The sequence below is a fragment of the Corallococcus sp. AB038B genome (assembly GCF_003668955.1).
Lineage (GTDB): Bacteria > Myxococcota > Myxococcia > Myxococcales > Myxococcaceae > Corallococcus > Corallococcus exiguus.
Genome location: NZ_RAWO01000015.1, coordinates 1 through 24542, shown reverse-complemented (window position 1 = coordinate 24542; position 24542 = coordinate 1). Strand labels below are relative to the sequence as shown.

At 68.7% G+C, this 24542-nt stretch carries 17 protein-coding genes; 7 read left to right on the top strand and 10 right to left on the bottom strand.

The annotated features are described in order from the left end of the window. The first annotated feature begins 6 nt into the window (after positions 1-6). Positions 7-810, top strand: coding sequence for a hypothetical protein (locus D7Y04_RS36695; RefSeq protein ID WP_121762345.1), 804 nt, complete (start codon positions 7-9; stop codon positions 808-810). After that, on the top strand, positions 807-1718 hold the full coding sequence (locus D7Y04_RS36690; protein WP_121762344.1) for a DUF3396 domain-containing protein: 912 nt from the start codon (positions 807-809) through the stop codon (positions 1716-1718). Before D7Y04_RS36695 ends, D7Y04_RS36690 begins: the two co-directional genes overlap by 4 nt. Here D7Y04_RS36690 and D7Y04_RS36685 read toward each other — a convergent pair. The 4 genes from D7Y04_RS36685 to D7Y04_RS36670 all read right to left on the bottom strand — a co-directional run bounded on the left by D7Y04_RS36685 (position 1715) and on the right by D7Y04_RS36670 (position 14403). Beyond that, the gene (locus D7Y04_RS36685; RefSeq protein WP_121762343.1) at positions 1715-3637 is read right to left on the bottom strand and encodes a sulfatase-like hydrolase/transferase; all 1923 of its coding nucleotides are present in this window, start codon (positions 3635-3637) and stop codon (positions 1715-1717) included. The two genes, D7Y04_RS36690 and D7Y04_RS36685, sit on opposite strands and share 4 nt — an antisense overlap. A 117-nt stretch (positions 3638-3754) precedes the next feature. After that, a complete protein-coding gene (locus D7Y04_RS36680) occupies positions 3755-5728 on the bottom strand; it encodes an ATP-binding protein (protein WP_121762342.1) in 1974 nt (657 codons plus the stop codon). A gap of 119 nt (positions 5729-5847) precedes the next feature. Then, positions 5848-13281: a HAMP domain-containing protein gene (locus tag D7Y04_RS36675; protein ID WP_121762341.1), complete on the bottom strand. Its 7434-nt coding sequence runs from the start codon at positions 13279-13281 to the stop codon at positions 5848-5850. 222 nt (positions 13282-13503) lie between these two features. Then, positions 13504-14403 (bottom strand): hypothetical protein, encoded by a 900-nt coding sequence (locus D7Y04_RS36670; RefSeq protein ID WP_121762340.1) that lies wholly within the window; start codon positions 14401-14403, stop codon positions 13504-13506. Positions 14404-14563: 160 nt separating this feature from the next. On the opposite strand from D7Y04_RS36670, the gene D7Y04_RS36665 reads away from it, so the two are divergent. Together D7Y04_RS36665 and D7Y04_RS44195 are read left to right on the top strand one after the other, a co-directional pair. Beyond that, on the top strand, positions 14564-15286 hold the full coding sequence (locus D7Y04_RS36665; protein WP_147477275.1) for a transglycosylase domain-containing protein: 723 nt from the start codon (positions 14564-14566) through the stop codon (positions 15284-15286). 108 nt (positions 15287-15394) lie between these two features. Further along, complete coding sequence (locus tag D7Y04_RS44195; RefSeq protein ID WP_158620630.1) at positions 15395-16141, top strand: hypothetical protein; 747 nt, start codon at positions 15395-15397, stop codon at positions 16139-16141. A 66-nt stretch (positions 16142-16207) separates the two neighbouring features. On the opposite strand, the gene D7Y04_RS36655 is transcribed toward D7Y04_RS44195, so the two are convergent. Then, on the bottom strand, positions 16208-16945 hold the full coding sequence (locus tag D7Y04_RS36655) for a MerR family transcriptional regulator (RefSeq protein ID WP_121753300.1): 738 nt from the start codon (positions 16943-16945) through the stop codon (positions 16208-16210). 354 nt (positions 16946-17299) lie between these two features. Here D7Y04_RS36655 and rsgA point away from each other — a divergent pair, with 354 nt between their 5' ends. After that, on the top strand, positions 17300-18397 hold the full coding sequence (gene rsgA, locus D7Y04_RS36650; protein WP_120595329.1) for a ribosome small subunit-dependent GTPase A: 1098 nt from the start codon (positions 17300-17302) through the stop codon (positions 18395-18397). A gap of 55 nt (positions 18398-18452) precedes the next feature. Here the strand turns inward: rsgA and D7Y04_RS36645 are convergent, their stop codons facing one another. The 3 genes from D7Y04_RS36645 to D7Y04_RS46015 all read right to left on the bottom strand — a co-directional run bounded on the left by D7Y04_RS36645 (position 18453) and on the right by D7Y04_RS46015 (position 21420). Further along, on the bottom strand, positions 18453-19007 hold the full coding sequence (locus D7Y04_RS36645) for a hypothetical protein (protein WP_147477274.1): 555 nt from the start codon (positions 19005-19007) through the stop codon (positions 18453-18455). Between the two features lie 96 nt (positions 19008-19103). Further along, the gene (locus tag D7Y04_RS36640; RefSeq protein ID WP_121762337.1) at positions 19104-20720 is read right to left on the bottom strand and encodes a serine protease; all 1617 of its coding nucleotides are present in this window, start codon (positions 20718-20720) and stop codon (positions 19104-19106) included. Between the two features lie 94 nt (positions 20721-20814). Further along, positions 20815-21420 (bottom strand): TetR/AcrR family transcriptional regulator, encoded by a 606-nt coding sequence (locus D7Y04_RS46015; RefSeq protein ID WP_171808606.1) that lies wholly within the window; start codon positions 21418-21420, stop codon positions 20815-20817. Between the two features lie 82 nt (positions 21421-21502). Here D7Y04_RS46015 and D7Y04_RS36630 point away from each other — a divergent pair, with 82 nt between their 5' ends. After that, positions 21503-22252 (top strand): glucose 1-dehydrogenase, encoded by a 750-nt coding sequence (locus D7Y04_RS36630; protein WP_121762335.1) that lies wholly within the window; start codon positions 21503-21505, stop codon positions 22250-22252. Positions 22253-22276: 24 nt separating this feature from the next. Here D7Y04_RS36630 and D7Y04_RS36625 read toward each other — a convergent pair whose 3' ends face one another. Both D7Y04_RS36625 and D7Y04_RS36620 read right to left on the bottom strand, forming a co-directional pair. After that, the gene (locus D7Y04_RS36625; protein WP_120578950.1) at positions 22277-22507 is read right to left on the bottom strand and encodes a hypothetical protein; all 231 of its coding nucleotides are present in this window, start codon (positions 22505-22507) and stop codon (positions 22277-22279) included. Positions 22508-22536: 29 nt separating this feature from the next. After that, a complete protein-coding gene (locus tag D7Y04_RS36620; RefSeq protein ID WP_121762334.1) occupies positions 22537-23379 on the bottom strand; it encodes a 2-oxo acid dehydrogenase subunit E2 in 843 nt (280 codons plus the stop codon). Positions 23380-23492: 113 nt separating this feature from the next. Here D7Y04_RS36620 and D7Y04_RS36615 point away from each other — a divergent pair, with 113 nt between their 5' ends. Next, positions 23493-24419, top strand: coding sequence for a DUF1684 domain-containing protein (locus tag D7Y04_RS36615; protein ID WP_121762333.1), 927 nt, complete (start codon positions 23493-23495; stop codon positions 24417-24419). Positions 24420-24542: the final 123 nt, after the last annotated feature.

The following is a 24542-nucleotide window of genomic DNA, read 5'->3' as shown; positions in this document are numbered from 1 at the left end:
CGGCGCATGCGTCCCGTGACGAGCCTCTGGGTGGCCTGTGTCCTGCTGACAGCGTGTGCAGGCGGCTCACGGCATTCCCGGCATGGGGACCTGCGCTTCGTGGACTCGGAGACCGCCGGCAAGGCACGGCACGCGGCGTATGTGGCGGAGCAGGCGTCCGCGAGGGCCGCGACCCAGGCCATGGCGTCACCCCTGGTCCGGGCCATCCCGCCGGCCGTGCTCGCGCTGATGCAGCAGGACCATGACGCGGATGAGCTTGAGAAGCAGCTCGCCGAGTGCGCGGTCCAGGCGGAGCAGTTGGGCAATGCGCGCTACTTCGAAAACCGACCTCCGACACGCCAGGAGTGCGCCGAGGTGGTGGAGCACGACCGCTGCGGCAAGCCCGTGACGCGGGCCATGCAACTCGGCAAGCAGAAGCACGTGCTCGCCCTCGCGTGTGCCGAACAAGTGTTGAAGGAGCTGTGGCCCGCGCCCTTCAGCATCGAGCAGCGCTACCGCTACTACCCGAACGCCCGCTTCCTGGAGACCATCAGCCGAGAGAAGGAAGCGCGACTCATCGCCGAAGGTTGCACCGAGGAACTCCGAGGCACCATCAAGCCGGACCTCGTCCTGCACGGAGACCGCGACCTGCTCAAGTCCGCGCTCACCCTGGACTTCAAGTTCCCCTGCCCTGATAGCAACCTGCCAAAGTGGACGGAGTATGGCCCCAGCAGTCCATACATCGGCAGGACCCAGGGTGAGATCTACAAGGCAGCACTGGGCGGACCGGCGCTACTCATCTCTCCGGGCAATGGAGTGAGGCCGCGATGAGGGACAACTTTCCAAGCATCCAGCTTCGCGCCAGGAAAGGCTGGCTCGCGGGACGCGATGGCATCGTCATCTCCTTCTTCATCCAGCGCACCCCTGCGGATTTCGCCCCTGCGGTATGGCGCGCCCTGCAAACCTACCTTCGAGCCATTCCTGATGGAACGCTGGGTTGGTACCCGTCCGACGACGGAGACATGGCGCCGCTCGATGACGCCGGATGGAAACACCTCCGGCAGTGTCTGCTGGAGCCGCCCTGGAACGGCCTCCGATCCATCGAACTCATGGAGAGTCCGAGCGAGGCTGGCGGCTATCACTTCGAATACTACGGGCGGCAACTCGGGGATCCCATCCTTGAGGACCCCATCAGCTCGGTGTCGTTCACGTTCCCGACCGAATACCTCCGGGAGCACGGGGCTTCACACCTTCAATCCCTTGCGCTCCAACTGGGGTACGAGCTGCCGTTCAACTTCGGCTACGCCAGCTTCGCTATCGTCTCACCCCAAGGTTTGTTCAGCTCAGGCGACTGGAAGCTCACCGAAGCGCTCCTCGCCCGGTATCCGGGACTGGACGCATACAACAACAGGGAGCTCAGCGCAGTCATCGGCACGCACGCCCTCGCGCCCGCCTGGCTCACCTTCCTGGGTCAGCCCCTGTTGGGACAATTGGGCGGCATCGACGCGCTCCGGAACGCGCTCCACTTCCCGGAGGTCTCCCTGCTCCCCATGGACGGCGACCGCGTCCTCGTCACCCTCGACGAATGGCCAGACCCCATCGACACACAGACGAAAGCCATTCCCCCCCAGTACCGCGCACTGGCCCGGCTGATGGAGCCCTTCCTCTTCCAATACAAAGGCGAAGAGCTCCTCCCCTTCCAACACGACACGAACCAGTGGCTCCGCCGGTTCCTCTAACCCTGCGGCCAGGGCGACAGCTTCTCCGCCTCGTACCGCCCCAGCAGCGCATGCGTCGCGCGAGCCGCCTCTTCCACCTCCACGCGGGACAGCCCTCGCGGCAGTGACGGAATCAGCGTCGGGAACGGCTGGTCGAAGACGAGCAGGTTCTCCATCTCCAGCGGATCCGTCTCCAGGTCATACAGCTCCCACTGGTCCGCGTGCTCTCCGGACGGGTCAAACGTCCTCGCCAGCTTCCAGCGGGGCGTGCGCACGCAACGGACGTGGTTCGGCTGGCACACCGCTCCAGGCTTCAACCCGGGCACCTTGCCCTGCTCCCGCAGCCGCTCCACCGCTCGCGAGTACACGGTGAACAGCGCGTCGTCGTGCAGTTGGTGCGGGTCACCCGTGCGCGGCAGCGGCTCCGTGATTTCGTCGTCCGTGATGAAGAGGACGCCTTCTCGCGGCGTGCCGTTGGGCTCCAGCACCGTGGTGGACTCGCCTCTCGCCAGCGGGCTCAGGTCCGCTCCCACGAACGGCGGCACCGGGCGGTGGAGCCTCAGGTCCGTGCGGATCGCCGCCTGCTCCTCGCGGGTAATCCCCGCCAGCCCCAGCACCGTGGGCACGATGTCCGCGTGGCTCGTCAGCGCGTCGATGTATCGCGTCTTCTGCTCCTCGGAGAACTGCACCACCAGCGGCACGTGCAGCGCCTCCTGGTAGGACGTGTGCCACTTCTCCATCAGGTAGCCGTGCGCCGCGCCGTACTCGCCGTGGTCGGAGAGGAACACCACCACCGTGTTCTCCCGCAGCCCTGTCTCGTCCAGCGTCCGCAGCACCCGCTCGATGTGCCCGTCCACCAGGTGGATGAGCCACGCGTAGTACTGCTGGAAGCGCAGCGCCGCCTTCTCCGGGTCGTGCGTCAGCTGGAACGGGATGCCCGCGTTCAACGTCACCGTCACCGGGTCGATGTTCTCGTTCGCCTGGTGCATCGTCAGGCCCGTCTTCGACGACAGCGCGAGCCCCACCTTGTACGCGTAGTCCCGCTGGCAGGCCGGCTTGTTCTCCAACGTGTCGTGCAGGTTCGACGGCACGCTCGCGTTGTCCTGCGGGAACCCCAGCGGGTTCAGCGGCACCGTGAACGTCCCCCCCGTGGGAGCCACCGACCGTCCCCCCGTAGGCACCGTCAACGGTCCCACCTTGGGCCCCGCAGGATCCAACTGCCGCGGCAGGATGGGATACGTCGCGATGTCGTGCGGATTGGTGAACGACGCCACCGCCAGCCACGGCTGGGGCTCGCTACCCGGCGCGGCGGCCCGGGGCGCCTCGTATGACTGCTCCGCCAGCGCCCGGTTGTACGGCTCACCCAATGCCATCCGCCGCAGGAAGCCGCACGCCAGGTCCGCGAAGCCTTCGTCACGGAACGCGCCCAGGTTGTTGATGGAGGCCCCGTGCGGCTCCGGATACGACAGCTCCCAGTCATCAAAGCCATACTGTTTCAGCGAGTGGTCCGGAGGATTGCTCACATGCCACTTGCCGAAGTAGTGCGTGTGGTAGCCCGCCTTCTGGAACCAGTGCCCCAGCGTCGGAATCCCATCCGCGGACAGCCACGGGAAGGCCGCCGCGTCACCGCTCTTGAACAAGCCGTCCGTCTGCGTGACGCCCGTGCGCGTGCCGTACTGCCCCGTGTAGATGACCGCGCGGCTGGGAGTGCACGCCGACGCCGCGATGGTGTGGTTGCGGAACACCGCCGCGTTCTTCCGCAGCGCCGCGAAGCCGGGGAAGAACTTCCGGAACGGGTTGTCCTCCCCACCCTCGTCCACGAAGCCCAGGATGTCCTTGATGGCCGGCAGGAAGCCGCCATCAGGCCCATAGGCGAACGGGGGGAACTGGAGCTGATCGACCGTCAGGATGAGGATGTTGGGCCGCGAGGGAGTGGACATGCCCCGTCCCTGAGCACGCGCCATACCAACGGCCCTCCCAGAGACACCGGCCCTACGCGCCGCGTCCCCTTGGGACGCAAGCGGCCTTCCACCGCGTCCCCACCCGACGCGGAAGGTTCAGCTCGGCGTGCGCGAGGACTCCGTCGGCGTCGCCGCCTGGGCCTCCGTGCGCCGGGGCAGCCAGACGTTGAAGGTGGAGCCCTGACCGGCGGTGCCCGTGGACTCCGCCCAGATGCGGCCGCCGTGCTGCTCCACGATGCCCTGGCTGATGGTGAGCCCCAGCCCCAGCCCGCCGTACTTGCTGCCGTGCGCGCGGCCGAAGCGCTCGAAGATGAGGCGCTGCTTCTCGCTGGGGATGCCCACGCCCTGGTCCTTCACGGACAGGTGCACGCCGCCGTCGCCCTCCGCCACCACGCGCACCAGCACCTGGCCACCTTCCGGCGAGTAGCGGATGGCGTTGGACAAGAGGTTCGTCAGCACCTGGTCCAACCGCCCCCGGTCCCACGTGCCCTCCAGGCGCTCGGGGACCTCCACCTTCAGCTCGTGCGTTTGAGACAGCACCGCCATGCGGTCCCGCGTCTCCAGCACCAGCTGCGACAAATCAAACGGCTCCAGCTCCAATGACAGCCGCCCCGCCTGCAGCCGGCTGATGTCCAGCAGGTCCTCCACCAGCTTCGCCATGCGGTCGATCTGCCGGTTGATGATCTGCAGCGACTTGCCGGGGCCGGCCTCCGTCTGCCCGCCCAGCTTGAGCAGCGCCAGGTGCGCGTGGCCCTTCGCCGCGGCCAGCGGCGTGCGCAATTCGTGGCTCGCGGCGGCGAGGAACGCGTCCTTCGCCTCGCTCGCCAACCGCAGCGCCGTCTCCGCGCGCTGGCGCTCGGTGATGTCTCGCGCCACGGAGATGAAGCGGCCGGGGCCCTCCCCTTCCGCCACGTACTGGAGCACCACCTCCACCGGGACCTCCGAGCCGTCGCGGCGGCGGTGGTTGGTGGAATACGTCTGTGACGGCAGCGTGCCGGACATCAGCGGCGCCAGCAGCTTGCGGAAGCCCGTCTCGTCGAAGGCGCTCTCCACCTCCAGCACCGACAGGCCCACCAGCTCCTCCACGGAGGAGGACAGCTGCTTGGCCGCGCCCGCGTTCGCGTACGCGAGCGTGAGCGAGTCCGGGGTGAACATCAGGACGCAGTCCAGCGTGGCGTCCAGCGTCGTCTTGAAGCGCCCCAGCGCCTCCTCCGCGCGCCGCTTGTCGTCGATGTCCGTGGCGATGGCCAGCCAACCCACCAACTGCCCGTGCTCGTCGTTCTCCGGCACCGCGCGCGCCAGGTGCCAGCGGTAGACGCCGTCCTTGCGCCGCAGCCGGAACTCCTGCGTGCTGCTTTGCGCCTGCACCACCCCGTCGCTCCACACGCCGCGCATCCGCTCGCGGTCCGCCGGGTGCACGTCCAGGAGGAACGAGGAGAGCGACAGCTCATACCCCTCGTGGTGGCCGGTGTAGTCGCGCCAGGCGCGGTTGGCGTACGTCAGCGCCCCATCCGCGCGAGCCGCCCACATGGGCTCCGGCAGGGACTCCGTGAGCCGGCGGTAGCGCAGCGCGCTCTGGCGCTCCAGGGCCTCGCGGTCGCGCTGGCGCAGGAGGGCCGCCTGACGCTGGAGCTGCTGCTCCTTGAGGAACAGGTCCACGAAGACGCTGACCTTCGAGCGGAGGATTTCCGGGTCGAAGGGCTTGAGCAGGTAGTCCACCGCGCCGTGCGCGTAGCCCTTGAAGACATGCGCCGCGTCACGGCTGAGCGCGGTGAGGAAGATGATGGGGATGGTGCGCGTGCGCTCGCGCTGCTTGATGAGCGCCGCGGTCTGGAACCCGTCCAGCCCCGGCATCTGCACGTCCATCAGGATGACCGCGAAGTCGCGCTGCAACAGCTGCTTGAGCGCCTCCTCTCCGCTGGTCGCCTTCACCAGGTCCTGACCCAACGGCTCGAGGATGGCTTCCAACGCCAGCAGGTTGGCCGGATGGTCGTCCACCATCAGGATGGCCGCGCGCGGGGTGGCGGCGGCTTCCTGGGGACGTTCCGGAGTGTGCTCAGTGGAGTTCATGTGCGCGGTGGGGGAGCGCGTGGGTCAGGGGACCCGATACACGGCGAACAAGGCTAGGGCCGGCCCCCTCCAGACGGAAGTGCCTGGGGGGAGGGAGGATGGATCGTCCTCGTTGAGTATCAAGCACTCACCCATAGCCGGACCAGTTCCAACAGCTTATCGGTATCCACCGGCTTGGGCAGGTAGTCACTCGCGCCGGCCGCCATGCACTTCTCCCGGTCGTCCTTCAGCGCCTTCGCGGTGACGGCGATGATGGGGAGGCTGGCGTACTTGGGGTCCTTGCGGATGGCACGCATGGTTTCATAGCCATCCATCTCCGGCATCATCACGTCCATCAGCACGACATCCACGTCGGGGTGCTGGCCGAGCATCTCGATGGCAGCCCGCCCGTTCTCCGCGAAGACCACCTGCATGCTGTGATTTTCCAGCACGCTGGTGAGCGCGAAGATGTTTCGCATGTCGTCATCCACCAGGAGCACCTTCTTGCCGGCCAGCGGTGCGTCCTGGTCGTTGCGCTGCGCCAGGGCCGCGCGCGCGCGCGCCGGGAGGTTTTCGTCCAGGCGGTGCAGGAAGAGCGCGGTGTCGCTGAGCAGCTGGTCGGGGCTCTTCGCGCCGCTCTTCAGGATGACGCTGCCGGTGTAACGCCGCAGACGGGACTCGTCCTTGGGCGTCAATTCACGGCCGGTGTAGACGACGATGGGCAGGTCGCGGAAGCGCTGCTGCGTCTTCACCTCCTCCACCAGCTTGATGCCGTCCATGTCGGGCAATAGGAGGTCGATGACGAGGCAGTCGTACTCGTTCTCCTCCAGCTTCGTGAGGGCCTCCTGGCCGGACGCCACCGCGGTGACGACGACGTCACCACCGTCGCTGAGCAGCTGGGTGAGGCTGTTGCGCTGCACGTCATCATCTTCGATGACGAGCAGGCGGCGCTCGCGGCGCTCCAGGAAGCGCGACAGCTGTCCGAAGACGCGCTCCAGTCCCTCCTTGCTCACGGGCTTGGTGAGGTAGCCGAACGCGCCCTGGGTGTTGCCCAGGTGCTTGTCCATCACGCTGATGATGTGGACGGGGATGTGGCGCGTGCGCGGGTTGCGCTTGAGGCGGTCCAGCACGCTCCAGCCGTCCACCACGGGCAGCTGGATGTCCAGGGTGATGGCGTCCGGCTGGTACTCGTGCGCCATGGACAGGCCGCTGTCACCTCGCGTGGCGACCAGGGCCTTGAAGCCCTTCTCGCGCGCCATCTGCACCATGATGCGGGCGAACTTCAGGTCATCCTCGATGATGAGCAAGGTGCGGTCGCCCTCGCGGATGAACTCGCGGTCGTCCTCCACCACGACGGGCGTGTGCGAGCCCTCCACCTGCGGGGGCAGCGCGGCGTCCAGCACGTGGGCCTGCGGCTCGGCCACCGGGGACACCGGAGCGAGCGGCGGCGGTGTCGCCGTGGCGGTGCCAGACGTGGACGGGGTGGCGTGCGTCTCCGGCAGGGCTCCCAGCGCGCGACTGGCCTCCTCGTTGCCCTGCCCGTTCTCCTCGTCCGCGCCCTGGTACTCCGGCGGCAGGTAGAGGGTGAAGGTGCTGCCCTTGCCCGGCTCGCTCTCCAGGCGGATTTCGCCGCCCAGCAGCTTGGCGATTTCACGGCTGATGGACAGGCCCAGGCCGGTGCCGCCGTACTTGCGCGCGGTGGAGCCGTCCGCCTGCTGGAACGCCTCGAAGATGATGCGCTGCTTGTCCTTGGCGATGCCGATGCCGGTGTCCTTCACGGCGAAGGCCAGCACGTGGCGCGAGCGGCGCAGCGCCTCGTGGTCGAAGCGGATGCCCTTGTCCGCCAGGCGCACGGTGAGCTTCACGCCGCCCTCGTCGGTGAACTTGAAGGCGTTGGAGAGCAGGTTCTTGAGCACCTGCTGCAGCCGCTGCGGGTCCGTGCGCACGTGGCGCGGCGTGCCCGTGAGCACCTCCACCTGGAAGGTGAGGCCCTTCTGGTCCGCCACCGGGCGGAAGCTGCGGTCGATGAACTGGTTGAGCTCCGTGAGGACGATGTCCCGGGGCTCCACCTGCATCTTGCCCGCCTCCACCTTGGACAGGTCGAGGATCTCATTGATGAGGCTGAGCAGGTCCCCGCCGGACGCGTAGATGGTGTTCGCGTACTCCACCTGCTTGTTGGAGAGGTTCCCGTCCTTGTTGTCCGACAGGAGCTTCGCGAGGATGAGCAGCGAGTTGAGCGGCGTGCGCAGCTCGTGGCTCATGTTGGCCAGGAACTCGCTCTTGTACTTGGAGATGATGGTGAGCTGCTCCGCCTTCTCCTCCAGGCTGACGCGCGCCAGCTCCACCTCGCGGTTCTTCTCCTCCACGCGGGTGTTCTGGTCCGCCAGCTCCTTCGCCTTGTCCTCCAGCTCGATGTTGGTGCGCTTCAGCTCATCCTGCTGCTGGGTGAGTTCGCGCGACTGGCTCTGGAGCTCCTGGGTCAGGCGCTGCGACTCGGAGAGCAGGGTCTCCGTGCGCATGTTCGCCATGATCATGTTGAGCACCACGCCGATGCTCTCCGTCAGCTGATCCAGGAAGATTTGGTGGATGGCGCTGAACGGGTGGAACGAGGCCAGCTCGATGACGGCCTTCACCTCGCCCTCGAAGAGGACGGGCAGGACGATGATGTTGAGCGGCGCGGACTCACCCAGCCCGGAGGAGATGGTGATGTAGTCCGACGGCACGCGCGTCAGCAGGATGGTCTTCTTCTCCAGCGCGCACTGGCCGACCAGTCCCTCGCCCAGGCGGAAGCGGTTCGCCAGGTGCTTGCGCTCCCGGTACGCGTAGGTGCTGGTGAGCTTGAGGGACGGGATGCCGCCCTCGGGGTCGGAGAGGAAGAAGGCGCCGTGGTGCGCGGACACCAGCGGGGTCAGCTCGCTCATGATGAGGCGGCTGACGGCGTCCAGGGACTTCTGGCCCTGCATCATGCCGCTGAACTTCGCCAGGTTCGTCTTGAGCCAGTCCTGCTCCTGGTTCTTCTGCGTGGTTTCACGCAGGTTGACGATCATCTGGTTGATGTTGTCCTTCAGCGCCGCGACCTCGCCTTCGGCGACGACCGTGATGCTGCGGGTCAGGTCACCCTTGGTCACGGCGGTGGCCACGTCGGAGATGGCGCGCAGCTGGCTGGTGAGCGTACCGGCCAGCTGGTTCACGTTGTCCGTCAGCTGCCGCCACGTGCCGCGAGCGCCGGGCACGCGGGCCTGGCCGCCCAGCTTTCCTTCGATACCCACCTCGCGGGCCACCGTGGAGACCTGCTCCGCGAAGGTGCCCAGCGTGTCGGTCATGTTGTTGATGGTGTCCGCGAGCGCCGCCACCTCGCCCTTCGCGTCCACGATGAGCTTCTGGGTCAGGTCGCCGTTGGCCACCGCCGTCACCACGCGCACGATGCCGCGCACCTGGGTGGTGAGGTTGGAGGCCATGAAGTTCACGTTGTCCGTGAGGTCCTTCCACGTGCCGGCCACACCGGGCACGCGGGCCTGGCCGCCCAGCTTCCCTTCCACGCCCACCTCGCGGGCCACGGAGGACACCTGCTCCGCGAAGATGCCCAGCGTGTCGGTCATGTTGTTGATGGTCTCCGCCAGGGCGGCCACTTCGCCCTTCGCGTCCACCACCAGCTTCTGCTTGAGGTCGCCGTTGGCGACGGCCGTCACCACCTTCACGATGCCGCGCACCTGCGTCGTGAGGTTGCGGGCCATGAAGTTCACGTTGTCCGTGAGGTCCTTCCACGTACCGGACACGCCCTTCACTTCCGCCTGACCGCCCAGCTTGCCTTCCGCGCCCACTTCACGCGCCACGCGGGTCACTTCGGAGGCGAAGCTGTTGAGCTGGTCCACCATCGTGTTGATGGTGTTCTTCAGCTCCAGGATTTCGCCCTTCGCGTCGACCGTAATCTTCTTGGACAGGTCGCCGTTCGCGACCGCCGTCGTCACCAGGGCGATGTTGCGCACCTGGCTGGTGAGGTTGGACGCCATGCTGTTCACGTTGTCCGTGAGGTCCTTCCACGTGCCGGCGACGCCGGGCACCGCGGCCTGACCACCCAGCTTGCCGTCCGTACCCACTTCCTTCGCGACGCGGGTCACTTCGGAAGCGAAGGCGCGGAGCTGGTCCACCATCGTGTTGATGGTGCTCTTGAGCTCCAGGATTTCGCCCCTCGCCTCCACGGAGATCTTCTGCGACAGGTCGCCGTAGGCCACCGCCGTGGTCACCTTGGCGATGTTGCGCACCTGATCCGTGAGGTTCGCGGCGAGGACGTTCACGTTGTCCGTGAGGTCCTTCCACACGCCCGCGACGCCGGGCACCGCGGCCTGGCCGCCCAGCTTGCCCTCCGTACCCACTTCCTTACCGACGCGCGTGACTTCCGAAGCGAACGCGCGGAGCTGGTCCACCATCGTGTTGATGGTGTTCTTCAGCTCCAACACCTCGCCCTTCACGCTCACGGTGATCTTCTGGGACAGGTCGCCATTCGCCACCGCCGTGGTCACCTTGGCGATGTTGCGCACCTGGTCCGTGAGGTTGCCGGCGAGGACGTTCACGTTGTCCGTGAGGTCCTTCCACACGCCGGACACGCCCTTCACGTCGGCCTGACCGCCCAGCTTGCCTTCCGTACCGACTTCCTTCGCGACGCGCGTCACTTCCGCGGCGAACGCGCGGAGCTGGTCCACCATCGTGTTGATGGTGCTCTTGAGCTCCAGCACCTCGCCCTTCGCGTCCACGGTGATCTTCTTGGACAGGTCGCCGTTCGCGACCGCCGTCGTCACCTCCGCGATGTTTCGCACCTGGGCCGTGAGGTTGTTGGCCAGCAGGTTCACGTTGTTCGTGAGGTCCTTCCACGTCCCGGCGACACCCGGCACCTCCGCCTGGGCGCCCAGCTTGCCCTCCACGCCCACCGTGCGCGCCACGTCCGTCACCTGCTGCGCGAAGACGGACAGCGTCTGGGTCATGGCGTTGATGGTGTCCGCGAGCGCGGCGATTTCGCCCTTGGCCTCCATCACCAGCTTCTGGGACAGGTCGCCGTCGGCCACCGCCGTCACCACCTTGACGATGCCGCGCACCTGGGTGGTGAGGTTGAAGGCCATGCTGTTCACGTTGTCCGTGAGGTCCTTCCACACGCCGGACACGCCCTTCACGTCGGCCTGACCACCCAGCTTGCCGTCCGTGCCCACTTCCTTCGCGACGCGCGTCACTTCCGAGGCGAACGCGCGGAGCTGGTCCACCATCGTGTTGATGGTGCTCTTGAGCTCCAGCACCTCGCCCTTCGCGTCCACGGTGATCTTCCGGGACAGGTCGCCCTTCGCGACCGCCGTCGTCACCTCGGCGATGTTACGGACTTGATCGGTGAGGTTGTTCGCCAACAGGTTCACGTTGTTGGTGAGGTCCTTCCACGTGCCCGCGACGCCCGGCACCACGGCCTGGGCGCCCAGCTTGCCTTCCACGCCCACCGTGCGCGCGACGTCCGTCACCTGCTGCGCGAAGATGGAGAGCGTCTGGGTCATCGCGTTGATGGTGTCCGCGAGCTCCGCCACCTCGCCCTTGGCCTCCATCTTCAGGCGCTGGGTGAGGTCACCGTTCGCGACCGCGGTCACCACCTTGGCGATGCCTCGCACCTGGGTGGTGAGGTTGGACGCCATGAAGTTCACGTTGTCCGTGAGGTCCTTCCACGTACCGGACACGCCCTTCACTTCCGCCTGACCGCCCAGCTTGCCGTGCGTGCCGACTTCACGCGCCACGCGGGTCACTTCGGAGGCGAAGCTGTTCAGCTGGTCCACCATCGTGTTGATGGTGTTCTTCAGCTCGAGAATCTCTCCGCGCGCGTCGACGGTGATCTTCTTGGACAGGTCACCGGTGGCCACCGCCGTCGTCACCAGGGCGATGTTGCGCACCTGGGTGGTGAGGTTGGAGGCCATGCTGTTCACGTTGTCCGTGAGGTCCTTCCACGTGCCGCCGACTCCGGGCACCGCGGCCTGACCGCCCAGCTTGCCGTCCGTACCCACTTCCTTCGCGACACGGGTCACTTCCGCGGCGAACGCGCGGAGCTGGTCCACCATCGTGTTGATGGTGCTCTTGAGCTCCAGCACCTCGCCCTTCACGTCCACGGTGATCTTCCGCGACAGGTCACCATTGGCGACGGCGGTGGAGACCTCCGCGATGTTTCGCACCTGGCTGGTGAGGTTGGACGCCATCAGGTTCACGTTGTCCGTGAGGTCCTTCCACGTCCCCGCGGCGCCGGGCACCTGGGCCTGGGCGCCCAGCTTGCCCTCCACGCCCACCGTGCGCGCGACGCTGGTCACCTGCTGCGCGAACACGTTGAGCGTGTCCGTCATGTTGTTCAGCGTGGCGCCCAGCGCGGCGATTTCACCCTGCGACGGCACCATCAGCTTCTGGGTGAGGTCGCCGTTGGCGACCGCCGTCACCACCTTCACGATGCCGCGCACCTGCGTCGTGAGGTTGGACGCCATGAAGTTCACGTTGTCCGTGAGGTCCTTCCACGTGCCGGACACGCCGGACACCGCGGCCTGACCGCCCAGCTTTCCTTCCGTACCCACTTCGCGCGCGACGCGCGTCACTTCGGAGGCGAAGCTGTTGAGCTGATCCACCATCGTGTTGATGGTGCTCTTCAGCTCCAACACCTCGCCCTTCACGTCCACGGTGATCTTCCGGGACAGGTCGCCGCGGGCCACCGCCGTCGTCACTTCCGCGATGTTTCGCACCTGCGCGGTGAGGTTGCCGGCGAGGACGTTCACGTTGTCCGTGAGGTCCTTCCACACGCCGGACACGCCCTTCACGTCGGCCTGACCGCCCAGCTTGCCTTCGGTGCCGACCTCCTTCGCGACGCGCGTCACTTCGGCGGCGAAGCTGTTGAGCTGATCCACCATCGCGTTCACGGTGGTGCCGATGCGGAGGAACTCGCCCTTCACGGGCTGGCCGTCGATCTCCAGCGCCATCTTCTGGGTGAGGTCGCCTTCGGCCACCGCCACCAGCACGCGGGCGACTTCCGTGGTGGGCTGCACCAGGTCGCCGATGAGGGCGTTGATGGACTGGACGCTGGTGGCCCAGTCGCCGCGCACGTCGCCCAGGTTCACGCGCTCGCCCATGCGGCCTTCGCGGCCGACGACGCGCTCCACGCGGACGATCTCGTGGGTGAGCGTGGAGTTGAGCGTCACCACCGCGTTGAACGCGCGGGCAATCTCATCCATGACCACGTCCTGCGCGCCCGACGGCAGCCGCACGGAGAAGTCACCGCCCTGCACGGCCCGGAGCGCCGCCAGCAGCTGCTGGAGCGGAGGAGGGCCACCGGGGCGCAGGCCGTCATCGGCGGCCGAGCGGCTGTTGCCATTGCGGCTTCGCGAGGGAGCTCGGCGGGCGGTCGCGGGCTCGGCACGCGTCGCCTCCACGTTGCTCAGCCGGTTGGCCGCGACGTTGCCCTGCGAGCGGGCGCCTGGAGGGCCAGCCTCCTGGCTTGCGGCGGTGGCGGCTGTCTTTCGGCCGTTGGCGCGCTTGCGGGGAGCGGAGGAGCTGGAAGCCTTGGTGTCGTCCACGAATGAAACCCCTGATCGGCGAAAGCGTTGCGACCGGTCCTGCGAAACCGGTCCGCGATCCCAGGAACGTCCAATGAGTTCGCGGGTTTGTCGAATGTAAAGCCGGGGTGGAATGGCCCCAGGTGTCAGGCACTGAACGACGTGCCCGGACCTGAGCCCCACCAACCCCGAAAGCCCCGGGTCGCAGTCGCGGGCCCGAGGAGAAACCTCCCCATAACAGTTTCAGGGAGGCGAGGCGGTGCACGGGAAGCCATCGCACCCCTGCACATACAACGCCCGCCCCGAGAGCCTTCGGGCAGGCGCGCGAGTGCGTGCGGGCATCACTTCGCGTGCTCCCGTGCGGACATCGAAGCGCAGTGAGCCCGGCCCCGATGCGTCCGGGGAAGCGGTGGCGCCACAGGCCAGCAGGACCTGATCCGCGGTGTCGAGCCACCACAGGAACTCCACGGCGCACGGGGCTTCCGCCCGGACGAGCTCCAGGGTGCGCGCGTCGTAGACGATGACGCCGCCGCCCCACTCCACCGCCGCGAGCACGCCGCCAGGGCCGATGGACAGACGGCCTCCCGGACCCGGCACCTGCGCCTGGCCCAGCACCTTGCCGTCCGGCGCCACGGAGACGAGCTGCCCGGTGGCATCCAGCGCGAGGACTCCGCCCGCGTGGCCGATCAGCCATTCCGGTGGAGTGATGTCGCCCACCGGCAGCAGCGCGCCGTCCCGCTCCCGCAGCAGGTGGCCTCCGGCGGCGGCCCACAGACGGCGTGCGCCGTCGAAGGCGAGCGCGGTGGTGCCGGGGATCTCCAAGCGCGAGTGCGAGCCATCCTCGCCGCAGACCGCGACGACGCGGGGCCCGAACACCGCCGCGCGCGACGCATCCGGCGCCACGGCCCAGCCCAGCCGAGTGACCCCATCGAGCTGCCGTGCCAGACAGTCATTGAGAGCGCCCAGGTGCGCGTCTCCGGCGGGTGAGGCGATGAGATACGGCAGGCTGGTGGTGGAGACGTAGAGCAGCAGGCCCAGGCCCGCGGCGATGACGAGCGTGAGCGGCCATGCACGGGCGCCCACGCTCCGCGCGAGGCGCGCGCTCTTTCGGCCCGCCGCCAGATGCCCTTCCCGTCCGCTCACGCACGCTCCTCCCGGGACCGGAGGACAGCACAGAAACGGGGCGGAGACTGCTCACCGCGACACGAATGCCCGCCTGCTGGACACCTGGGACGTGGCCCACGCCCTGCAATCCGTGGAGGGCATGCCTTTCTCATGGCGTTTCCGTCGGCGGATGCGGCTCGTGGGCCTCGGACTGTGCGGGCTGTGCCTCATGTTCGTGGGGCTCCTGGCCGCATTCGAGGGTTGGTACCGGATGACGCTGCGGGAGCTTCCCTCGCTTCCCACTCCGCCGGACGCCACCGACCGGCTGCCGGCGAACCTCGCCCGGGTGTACTGGAGCCTTTATGAGCCCTGGGGCTCGATGACGGTGAAGCCCATGTGGCCCTGGACCGTCGCGTGGACCGTGACGCGCCCCCTCGTGTCCAAGCCGTCTCGGATGGATGTGCCTCCGGGATGGACGCTGGCGGACGCGATCGCCCGGCGTTGGCGCCCGGAGGGTTCGGAGCGCCTGCTGTTGCATGAGCGCTTGACGCTGGGCATCTGGCTCACGCGTCACTGGACGGCGGAGGAACTGCTGGCCTTCGAAGCGCGGCGGGTGCCGCTGGGGCATGGACCCCGTGACCTCCCCGAAGCGGCCCGGCACTACCTGGGAAAGGAGGCTGCGGATCTCACGCTGGCGGAGGCGGCGCTGCTCGTCACGATGAATGATGATCCACAGTGGCGAAAGCACCCTGAATGTTTCATCGACCGCCTTCAGCCGCGCAGGGATGGACGGCTGCGGCGCATGCGCATGACCGGCCTGCTAACACCGGAAGAAGAGGCGGAGGCACGTGCCTGGCCCGTCGCCCTGAGCGCGCAGGGCGCACGTGCGTGCAACCCCTGTCCCGCGTGCTTCGTCCCATGAATGACCTGCGAGCTGGCGGCCTGCCATGTGCCGCCTGCTCCTGACGGGTTGCCCTGTCCGGTGAAGCACACACCTTTACGCCTCAAGCGACGGGAAAGGATTCCTGACATGCGACGCTCCATTGGCACCGCGGCACTGGCCTTCAGCTTCCTGCTCTCCACCAGCGCGCTCGCCCAACAGGTAGGCGACGGTTCGAGCCCCGGGACGACTCCTGGGTCCTCCGGCGCTTCGCCGGAGATGATCAACAGCGGGCAGACGGGCACCGCTGGCTCGTCGGGCACGGTCACGCCCGGCACCACCAACTCCACGGGCGTGCAGACGGGCAACACCGCCACCGGCACGGGTGGCTCTGGCACTGGCGTGAACCCGACTCCGGGCACCACCGGCACCGGCACCACGGGCGGTAGCACTTCCGGCACCGGCGGCACCGGGACCAGTGGCATCGGCACGGGCACCGGCACCACCGGCTCCAGCACGGACACCTACGGCACCGGGAGCACCGCTCCGTCCACGGGCACGTACACGCCGCCCTCGACGAGCACCGGCACCTACGGCGGCGCGGGCACCAGCACCACCGGCGTCGGCAGCTCCGGTAGCAACGGCACCATTGGTGGCTCCGGCAGCACCGGCACCATTGGCGGCACGGGCACCGGCACCACCGGCGCCACCGAGCCCGGCAACGAGTCCAACGGCTCGACCGTCATCAACCCGGGCGGCACCGGCACGGGCGGCACCAGCGGCACGACTGGCACGGGCGGCGTCGGCGGCACCGGCACCAGCGGCTCCGGCGGCACCATGGGTGGCGTGGGCGGCACCGGCACCGGCGGCTCCAACGGCACCATCGGCGGCCAGTAGCCTTGATGCCTTGGAATGACGGCACGGCCGCCAGCCCTTCGCTGGCGGCCGTCGCCGTGTCTGGCTTTACTTCGGCGCGTCCAGACAGGCCATGGCCCGGCCCACGTACTCCATGAGCTTCGGGTCGCGGCCCTGACGCTGGGCCATCCGCGGCTCCTGCTGGTGCATCGTCTGGAGCGACTTCTCCATTCCGGGGTTGCCGCCCGTGAAGGCGCGGACGAGCTCGCGCCAGCGCGTGGCCAGGGCTCGCACCGGCTCGGACGCGGGGTCGGCGCCCTGCTCCATCTGCTCGCGCATGCTCGCGATGAGGCGGGGCCACTCGGCCTCCACCTGCTTGATGGCGTCGTCACCCATCGCCTGGCGACGGGCCTCCAGCTCCTTCAACTGCTCCGGGGTGTAGTACTTCTCGAACATGGTCATGGCCTCGATGGTCTGTAGGAAGTCGTCGGCGGAGACCGGCTCCGCCGCGCGCAGCTGCCGTGCGAGGGAATCCAGGCGGTCGCAGAGCTGACGCTGTTCCGCCAGCTGCTCCCGGGCCCGCTGGAGCCGCAGCTCCACCACGCGCAGGGCGGAGAAGTCCGCCCGGCCCAGCGTCTCGGCAATCTCCTCCAGCGAGAACCCGAGCTGCTTGAGCGACAGGATGTGACTCAGGCGGGCAATGTCCTCCGCCGTGTAGAGCCGATGCCCCGACGCCGTGTGCGCCGAGGGCTTGAGCAACCCAATCTCGTCGTAGTGGTGCAGCGCGCGGATGGACAGCCCCGTGCGCCGGGCCAGCTCCCCGACCTTCAGTTCCGTGTGCTGCATGCCTCACCCCTTTCCAGCCACGGTCTTCGCGTGACTGGATGTCATGGGTACAACCTCACGTCGCGTGAGGTTCAAGGGGGAAAACGCACGGGGGTGGCCAGCGGCCGACAGGAATTGTTAGGGTCCCGCACGGAACGGCGATGACCGCCGGTGGTTCCACGCACCTTGAGGAGACCTGTCCTGATGACTCCGCCCCTTGTCGTCGTCGCGGCCCTGTCCGCCACGCGGGCGCTCATCCGCTGAGCCGGTCGCATCACCGTCGTCCGTCGCAGCGCGAGCCCCGCCTCCTTCACGCCCGGCGTCCCGGAGTCCTCTCCCCGCGCCCCAGGCATCGCTCTGCCCGGAGTTCCCCAAGTGTCACTTGAAACCCTCGGCTGGGGTCCCGACCTCGACCTCGCGCTGTCCAACACCGTCTCGCAGTCGTCTTCCTCCTCGTCCCTCGTCCCCGGGCGCGTCGTGCGCCAGCAGCGGGGACTGCTCACCGTGCAGACCGCCAGCGCGGCCTTCCTCGCACGCGCGTCCGGACGCCTCCTCCATCAGGCCCAGGGCGCGGAGGCCCTGCCCACCGTGGGCGACTGGGTCCTCCTGCAACCGCCCGCGTCCGGTGACGGCGAGGCGCTGATGCACTCCGTGCTGCCCCGCCGCAGCCTCCTGAAGCGGCGCGAGGCGGGCAGCGAACACGACGGCCAGCTCATCGCCGCCAACGTGGACGTGGTGTTCCTCGTCGTGGGGTTGGACGGCAACTTCAACCCCCGCCGCGTCGAACGCTCCCTCACCGTGGCCTGGAACAGCGGCGCCACGCCCGTCGTGCTCCTCAGCAAGGCGGACCTCGCGGACAACGCGGCCGAGCGCGTCCTGGAGGTGGAGGCCCTGGCCCCCGGCGTGGACGTGCTCGCGGTGAGCGCGCGAACGGGCATGGGCGTGGAGGACGTGCGCGCACGGCTTCCTCCCAGCAGGACGGGCGTGTTGCTGGGCTCGTCCGGAGTGGGCAAGTCCACGCTCGCCAACCGGCTGCTGGACGCCGCGCGCCTCGTCACGCAGCCCGTGCGGCCAGAGGACGACAAGGGCCGGCACACCACCACGCACCGCGAGCTGTTCGTGCTGGATCACGGCGGCCTCATCATCGACGGGCCCGGCATGCGCGAGCTGGGCCTGTGGGGCGACGACGAGGAGGGCCTGGCCAACGCCTTCGCGGACCTCCTCGCACTGGCCACCGGCTGCCGCTTCAGCGACTGCGGCCACCAGGGTGAACCAGGCTGCGCGGTGAGGGCGGCGGTGGAGAACGGCACGATCCCCGAGGAGCGGCGCGCGAACTTCGCGAAGCTCCTGCGCGAGCAGGCCTTCCAGCACCGCCAGACGGACGCCACCGCGCAGCGCGAGCACAAGCGGGTGCAGCGCAACCAGTCCAACGCGGGCTGGGCCCGGACGCGCTCCAAGCGGCGCGGCGAATAGACAGACCCCTTCGGGCGCGGCGCGGACACCTTCGCGCGCCGCGTCCGGAGGCGTTTCAGAGTCCGGGGCTCGAGTCCGGCACGGAGCCGGGCGGCGGCAGCGGCGGCGGAGTCGGGGTCTCCAGCACCGGGACCTCGCCCTCCTCCGGCGCGTTCACGGAGTCCGGGACACGGGCCGGCGTCTCCTGGCCCAGGTCCTGCCGCAGGTTGACGTTCTGGGACTCCGACGCGCAGGCGTAGGCCACCGTGCGCGAGCCCACCAGGAGCGTGGGCACCAGCAGGCCAATCGCGGCGCAGTTGGCCTGGTCCTCTTCGGTCCGGTTGCCGCCGGCGCACACCGCCGACCCGATGAACGCGCCCGCCACCGCCAGGCCCGCCTGGATGAGGAAGTCGCTGGGGGTCGCGCGGCTCTGCGCCCACGCGATGCCGTTCTTGCACTCGCTGCCAGGGGGACTCGACACGGGCAACAGGCCCACCGCCGTGAACCACTGCCGGTCCTGGTGGACCTTGGGCTCCGGCCGCAGGTTCGTGACGATGCTCGTCCGATAGCAGCCCGTCTGCCCCAGCATCAGCACCACCATCGACGCCGCCACCGCATGTGCCTTCCGCATCAATGCCCCCAATCCCGGTGAGTGACCGCTCGCACCCGCGTTCAGGCCTCTGTGCCTAGCCTGAACGCGGGGGTCACCGGAAGAGGGGACGACGCCTCAGTAGATGATGTAGGCGGCCGTACCGCTGCAGCTCGTGTTGCGGAAGCAGCCGATGCGGATCTGGTACTGCTCCGCCGGGGACACCACGTTCATGTGGTAGGTGACGCGCGAAAGCGAGCCGCAGGTGCCGAAGGCATCGTCGTTTTCCGCCACCGGCACGCCCGAGGAGCCGTGCACCCGCACGATGGTGTCACCCACGCCGTTGGCGCTCTCCACGGCGCAGGTGCCCACGTCGAGGGTCTGTCCAGGGGTCAGCGTCACGTTCAGGTTGGCGGTGTTGCGCGTGCCGCTGTTGGTGTGGGTGAGGTTGAAGGGCAACGTGCCCCGCGTGAGGTTCGCGTTCAGGGTGACCTTCACCTCCACCGTGGCGCTGCAGCTATCGGTGTAGTCGCAGCCAGCGCGGAGGGTGTAGGCGCCAGCGGTCTGCATCCGGAGCTTGAAGCCGCACCCGTCGAAGCTGGAGGCGACCTCGTTGCCCTGGGCGTCGACGAGGCGCAGCTTGGGATAGCCCGTGACGGGGAAGTCCGGCAGACCGCAGGCGTTCACCTGGATGACGTCGCCCACGCCGAGCGTGTACGCCCGGTCCACCGTGTTCTGCGTGGCGTCCCAGGTGTCGCTCGTCGTGTAGCCGAACGCGTTGACCGGGCGCACCGGCGCCGGCGGCATCCCGGCGCACAGCCGCGTGCTGCCGTTCTGGAGCTCGGTGCACACGCCCTTGAGCGCCGGGTAGACGTACGTGCTCTCCGACCCGGTGCAGCCCGTCTCCGGGCACACGTTCACCACGTTGCAGCTGCCGTTGGCGACGTAGTCCACCCCGTACCCGCGCACGAGGATGCCCGCGAGGGTGTGCTGGTCCAGCTCGTACACCGCCCCGCCCGACGAGCCGGGGAACGTGTCCGAGTTGGACACGAAGTAGTCCCGCGTGCTCGCGCGGGCGTCACGCACCGAGCCGCCGGAGTCGAGCTTGATGGGGGTGCCGCTGCTGCCGCCGACGACGGCCACGTTCTGCGCGGCGCCCAGCGCGGTGTTGCCCGTGCGCACGGGCGCCGGGGTGAAGCGCGGCGTGGCGGACCGGTCCAGGCGCACGATGGCGTAGTCCAGGTTCTGCCCGTTCGACGTGCCGTGCTGGCGCGCCACGATGGAGTCGCAGGTGAAGACGTCCTGCGACGTGATGGGGTGCAGCACGCCCGCCGCGGTCCGGAAGAAATTGAAGACGAAGTACGTGTCGGCGCACTCCGCGACGTTGCCCACGCAGTGCCCCGCGGTGAGCACCAGGTCATCGTCGATGAGCGTGCCGGAGCAGAAGGCCGCCCGAGGGTCACTCCAGAAGCGCTCGGTGGAGCAGAGGTTGAGGCCGGTGCCCAGGTTCGAGCCAGGGAAGGTGACGTTGTTCGGGTCCGTCAGGTCGATGAACCCCGGGTGCACCATGCCCACGGCGGCCTGCTCCGCCCGCGCACGCAGCGTGGCGTCCGGATGGGCGTAGACGTCCAACCGGTTGTCCGTGCCGTAGACGACTTCGCGCTTCTGTTCTCCGAGCGCGCCCTGCTCCGCTGACGGACCGCAGCCAAGCGCGAGGGCGCACATCACGACAAACCCAGACTCGAAATGCTTCATGGAGGGGTGCCTTTGTTTGGGGGAAACAAGCAGCCCTACCGTGCCAGGTACGTGAAAGCCCAATACCCCAGGAATCCGGCCCACCCAAAGACAATCAGCGGCGGCGCTTCACCGGGGCGGGCAGATGTTCGAATGCCGTCTCCACCATGCCGCGCAGGCTGGCCTCGTCCACGCCCGCCTTGCCCACGGCCTCCACCCCCCGGAAGACCGCGAGCAGCATGGCCCCCAACCTCCGGGGGTCCGCGTGGGCCGCGAGGTCCCCGTGCTCCCGGGCCTGCTCCAGGCAGCGCACGAACGCGGCCTCCAGCCCCCGGAAGGTCTCCAGCGCCCGGTCGGCCACGTGTGCGTCCTGCGCCGCCAGCTCCGACGTGCCGCGTGCCAGCAGGCACCCACGCCGGTTCGCGGGCGCAGCCGACGCGGTGGCCACCCCCAGCATGTACTGGCGCAACCGCTCCAGCGCTCCCGCGTCCGGCCCCTCCAGTGTCTTCTTCACCGACTCCACGGAGCTCACGCAGTACGTGTCGAATACCTTCAGGAAGAGCTGATGCTTGTCGCCAAAGGCCCCGTAGAGGCTGCCCTTCCCCAGCCCCGTGGCCTGCATCAGGTCGTCCATGGACGTCGCCGCGTAGCCCTTGTTCCAGAACTGGTCGCGCACCGCCCGCAGCACCTGCGCTTCATCGAATGTCCGAGGCCGAGCCATGCCCTGAAAATAAAAGTTATTGACCGTTCGGTCCACCATCTTTAGATGTGGACCATAAAGTCCATAACCAAGGAGCAGGACGATGGGCAGGCTCGACGGGAAGGTGGCGGTCGTCACGGGTGGAACCACGGGCATCGGCTTCGCGTCCGCGAAGCGCTTCGCGCAGGAGGGGGCGAAGGTGTTCCTCACCGGCCGCCGGCAGGCGGAGGTGGACCGGGCGGTGCAGGAGATTGGCCACGGCGCGGTGGGCGTGCGCGGGGACGTGTCCGTGATGGCGGACCTGGACCGGCTCTACGCGCGGGTGAAGGAGGAGGCGGGCCACCTGGACGTGGTGTTCGCCAACGCGGGCGGCGGCGAGTTCGCGGCGCTGGGCTCCATCACGGAGGCGCACTTCGACCAGACGTTCAGCGTCAACGTGAAGGGCACGCTGTTCTCGGTGCAGAAGGCGCTGCCGCTCTTGAAGGACGGCGGCTCCGTCATCCTGACGGGCTCCACCGCGGGCTCGGACGGCTCGGCGGCGTTCAGCGTCTACGCGGCGACGAAAGCGGCGGTCCGCTCGTTCGCGCGCACCTGGGCAACGGACCTGAAGGGGCGGCGCATCCGGGTGAACACGCTCAGCCCGGGCCCCATCGACACGCCGGGACTCAACGGGCTGGCGGCCGACGCGGCGGGGGCGAAGCAGATCAAGGAGTACCTCACCAGCCTCATCCCGCTGGGACGCATGGGGCAGCCGGACGAGGTGGCGAAGGCGGCGCTGTTCCTCGCATCGGACGACAGCAGCTTCGTCAACGGCGCGGAGCTCTTCGTGGACGGCGGCGCCGGGCAGGTCTGAGCGGCCCGGCGAGGAAGGACCGCGTCAGTCTTCCTTGCCGTCCGGGTTCGACGCGGCCAGCTTGCGCATCTTCGCGGCGAAGGGGCTCTCGCCGTTCACCGGCAGCGGGCCGCCGGCCATGCGCTGGCGGCGGTCCATGGCGAGGTGGCCCTCGGGAGGACCTTCCAGGGCTTCCTTCTCGAAGCGGTCCTGGCCGCTCAGCACCCGTCCCACGGGACGGGACGAACCGACGCGACGAAAGGGATCCACGGACATGGTGCCGACCTCCGGATGACGCCCCTGTTCTACCGCGCTTCGGTCCCCGGTGCATCCCACCCCCGGGGATCCTCCAGCGCGCCACCGATGTGCCGGAGCACCCGCGCGGCCAGGTCCACGTCGATGAGGCGCGCATCCCAGGTGCAGGTGAGCGTCATGGCCTTGCCGGGCACCAGCGTCCCGTCCTGCACCACGGGCACGTCCCGCACCAGCCCGGGCGCCAGCAGGAGCGGCACGCGGGTGTAGGGCACCATCGCGACGAAGCCCCGCTCCAGCCCCAGTGAGCCCAGGTTCGTCACCGCCACGGAGCCGAATGGGTCGAACGGCATGCCCACGCGGCGCAGGTTCACGTTCAGGCCGTACCAGACGAAGGACAACAGCCGCAGCGCGGGGCCCATCAGCCAGCCGGGCAACAGCGACGAGCGGCGCTTGCCCCGTTCAATCTCCACGTCCTCGCGCGCGCGGACCCGCGACACCCGCGACTCCATGGCGTCCGCCAGCGACTCCAGCGACTTCTGGTCCGCGCGGTGCACGGTGGCGGTGGTCAGGTCCACGCGCGACGCGCCGCTCGCCGGCTGCACCACCAGCACGCAGACGCCCACGTCCTCGCGCAGCCACGGGCGCTGGCCGCGCAGCACGACGTTGGCCTCCGGGTAGCGGCGCAGCGCATCCGCCGCGGCCTTCGCCACCAGGTGCGTCACCGTCAGGCGGCGGCCGGTGAGCGTGCGGTGCGAGGCCATGAACGCGAGCGCCGGCTCCATGCGGACCTCCAGCGCCGCGTAGGCGGTGGGGTCGCGGGGCGCGCGCCACGTCCCCAGCGCGAGCTTGCGCAGGGCACTGGCCGGAGACGCGGGATGGAGGTCCAGGTTCATGGAAGGTTTCTCAAGCCTTTGCACGGCGGGAGGACCGCGCGCAACCGGGACGGGCACCTGTTAGACATTGGCCCCAGCGCCCCTGCCCCTCCCGCCCTTCGAGGCCCATCCGCATGAGCACCCTCGCCCTGGTCCTGTCCCTGGCATTACAGGCCTCGCCGCCCGCGACGAAGCCCCTCCCGAAACCCGCCGCGCAGGCGGAGAAGAAGGCCCCCGCGGAGGACGTCGCCGCCGCCACCCAGGCGTGGCACGCCGAACGGCTGCAACGCCTGCAATCGCCAGACGGATGGCTGACGCTGGTGGGGCTCACCTGGTTGAAGGAGGGCGAGCAGACGGCGGGCTCCGCGCCCGACAGCGCGGTGCCACTGCCCTCGTCGGCGCCGGCCAGGGCGGGGACCTTCGTGCGCAAGGGTGACACCGTGAGCTTCCAGCCCGCGCCGGGTGTGGCCTTCACGCTGGAGGGCAAACCCTTCACCGGAGGCGCGCTGAAGACAGACGAGAAGGAAGCGCCGGACGTGGTGCGGCTGGGCACCGTGAACTTCCAGATCATCCGCCGGAAGGACCGGCTGGGCGTGCGGGTGAAGGATTCAGAGGCGGCGACGCGCAAGCAGTTCCACGGCATCCCGCTGTATCCGGCCAGCTCAGACTGGAAGGTGGAGGCGCGGCTGGTGCCGGACGACAAGCCGCGCATGCTCAGCGTGCCCACGGTGCTGGGCTACGCGGAGGAGATGAAGGCCGCCGGCACGCTCGTCTTCACGGTGGCGGGCAAGGAGTACCGCCTGACGCCCGTGGGGGAAGCGGGAGACGAAGAGCTGTTCATCGTCTTCGGCGACGAGACGAACCGCGACACCACCTACGGCGCCGGCCGATTCCTCGAAGCGCCGCTGCCGGACAAGGACGGGCGCGTCGTGCTGGACTTCAACCGCGCCTACAATCCGCCGTGCGCCTTCTCTCGCTTCGCCACCTGCCCACTGCCTCCGCGCGGCAACCGCCTGTCCCTGCGCGTGGAAGCCGGTGAGAAGCGCGCGGGCGAGCACTGAGGGGATGAGAAAAAATTAACGATTCTGATGCATCCAAAGGATGCATAAGCGCTGCTGTGCGAGCATGAATCGCCATGGCGGGGAGCAAACGGCCGCGAGTGCGTGTGCTCCGGCCGAAACGGA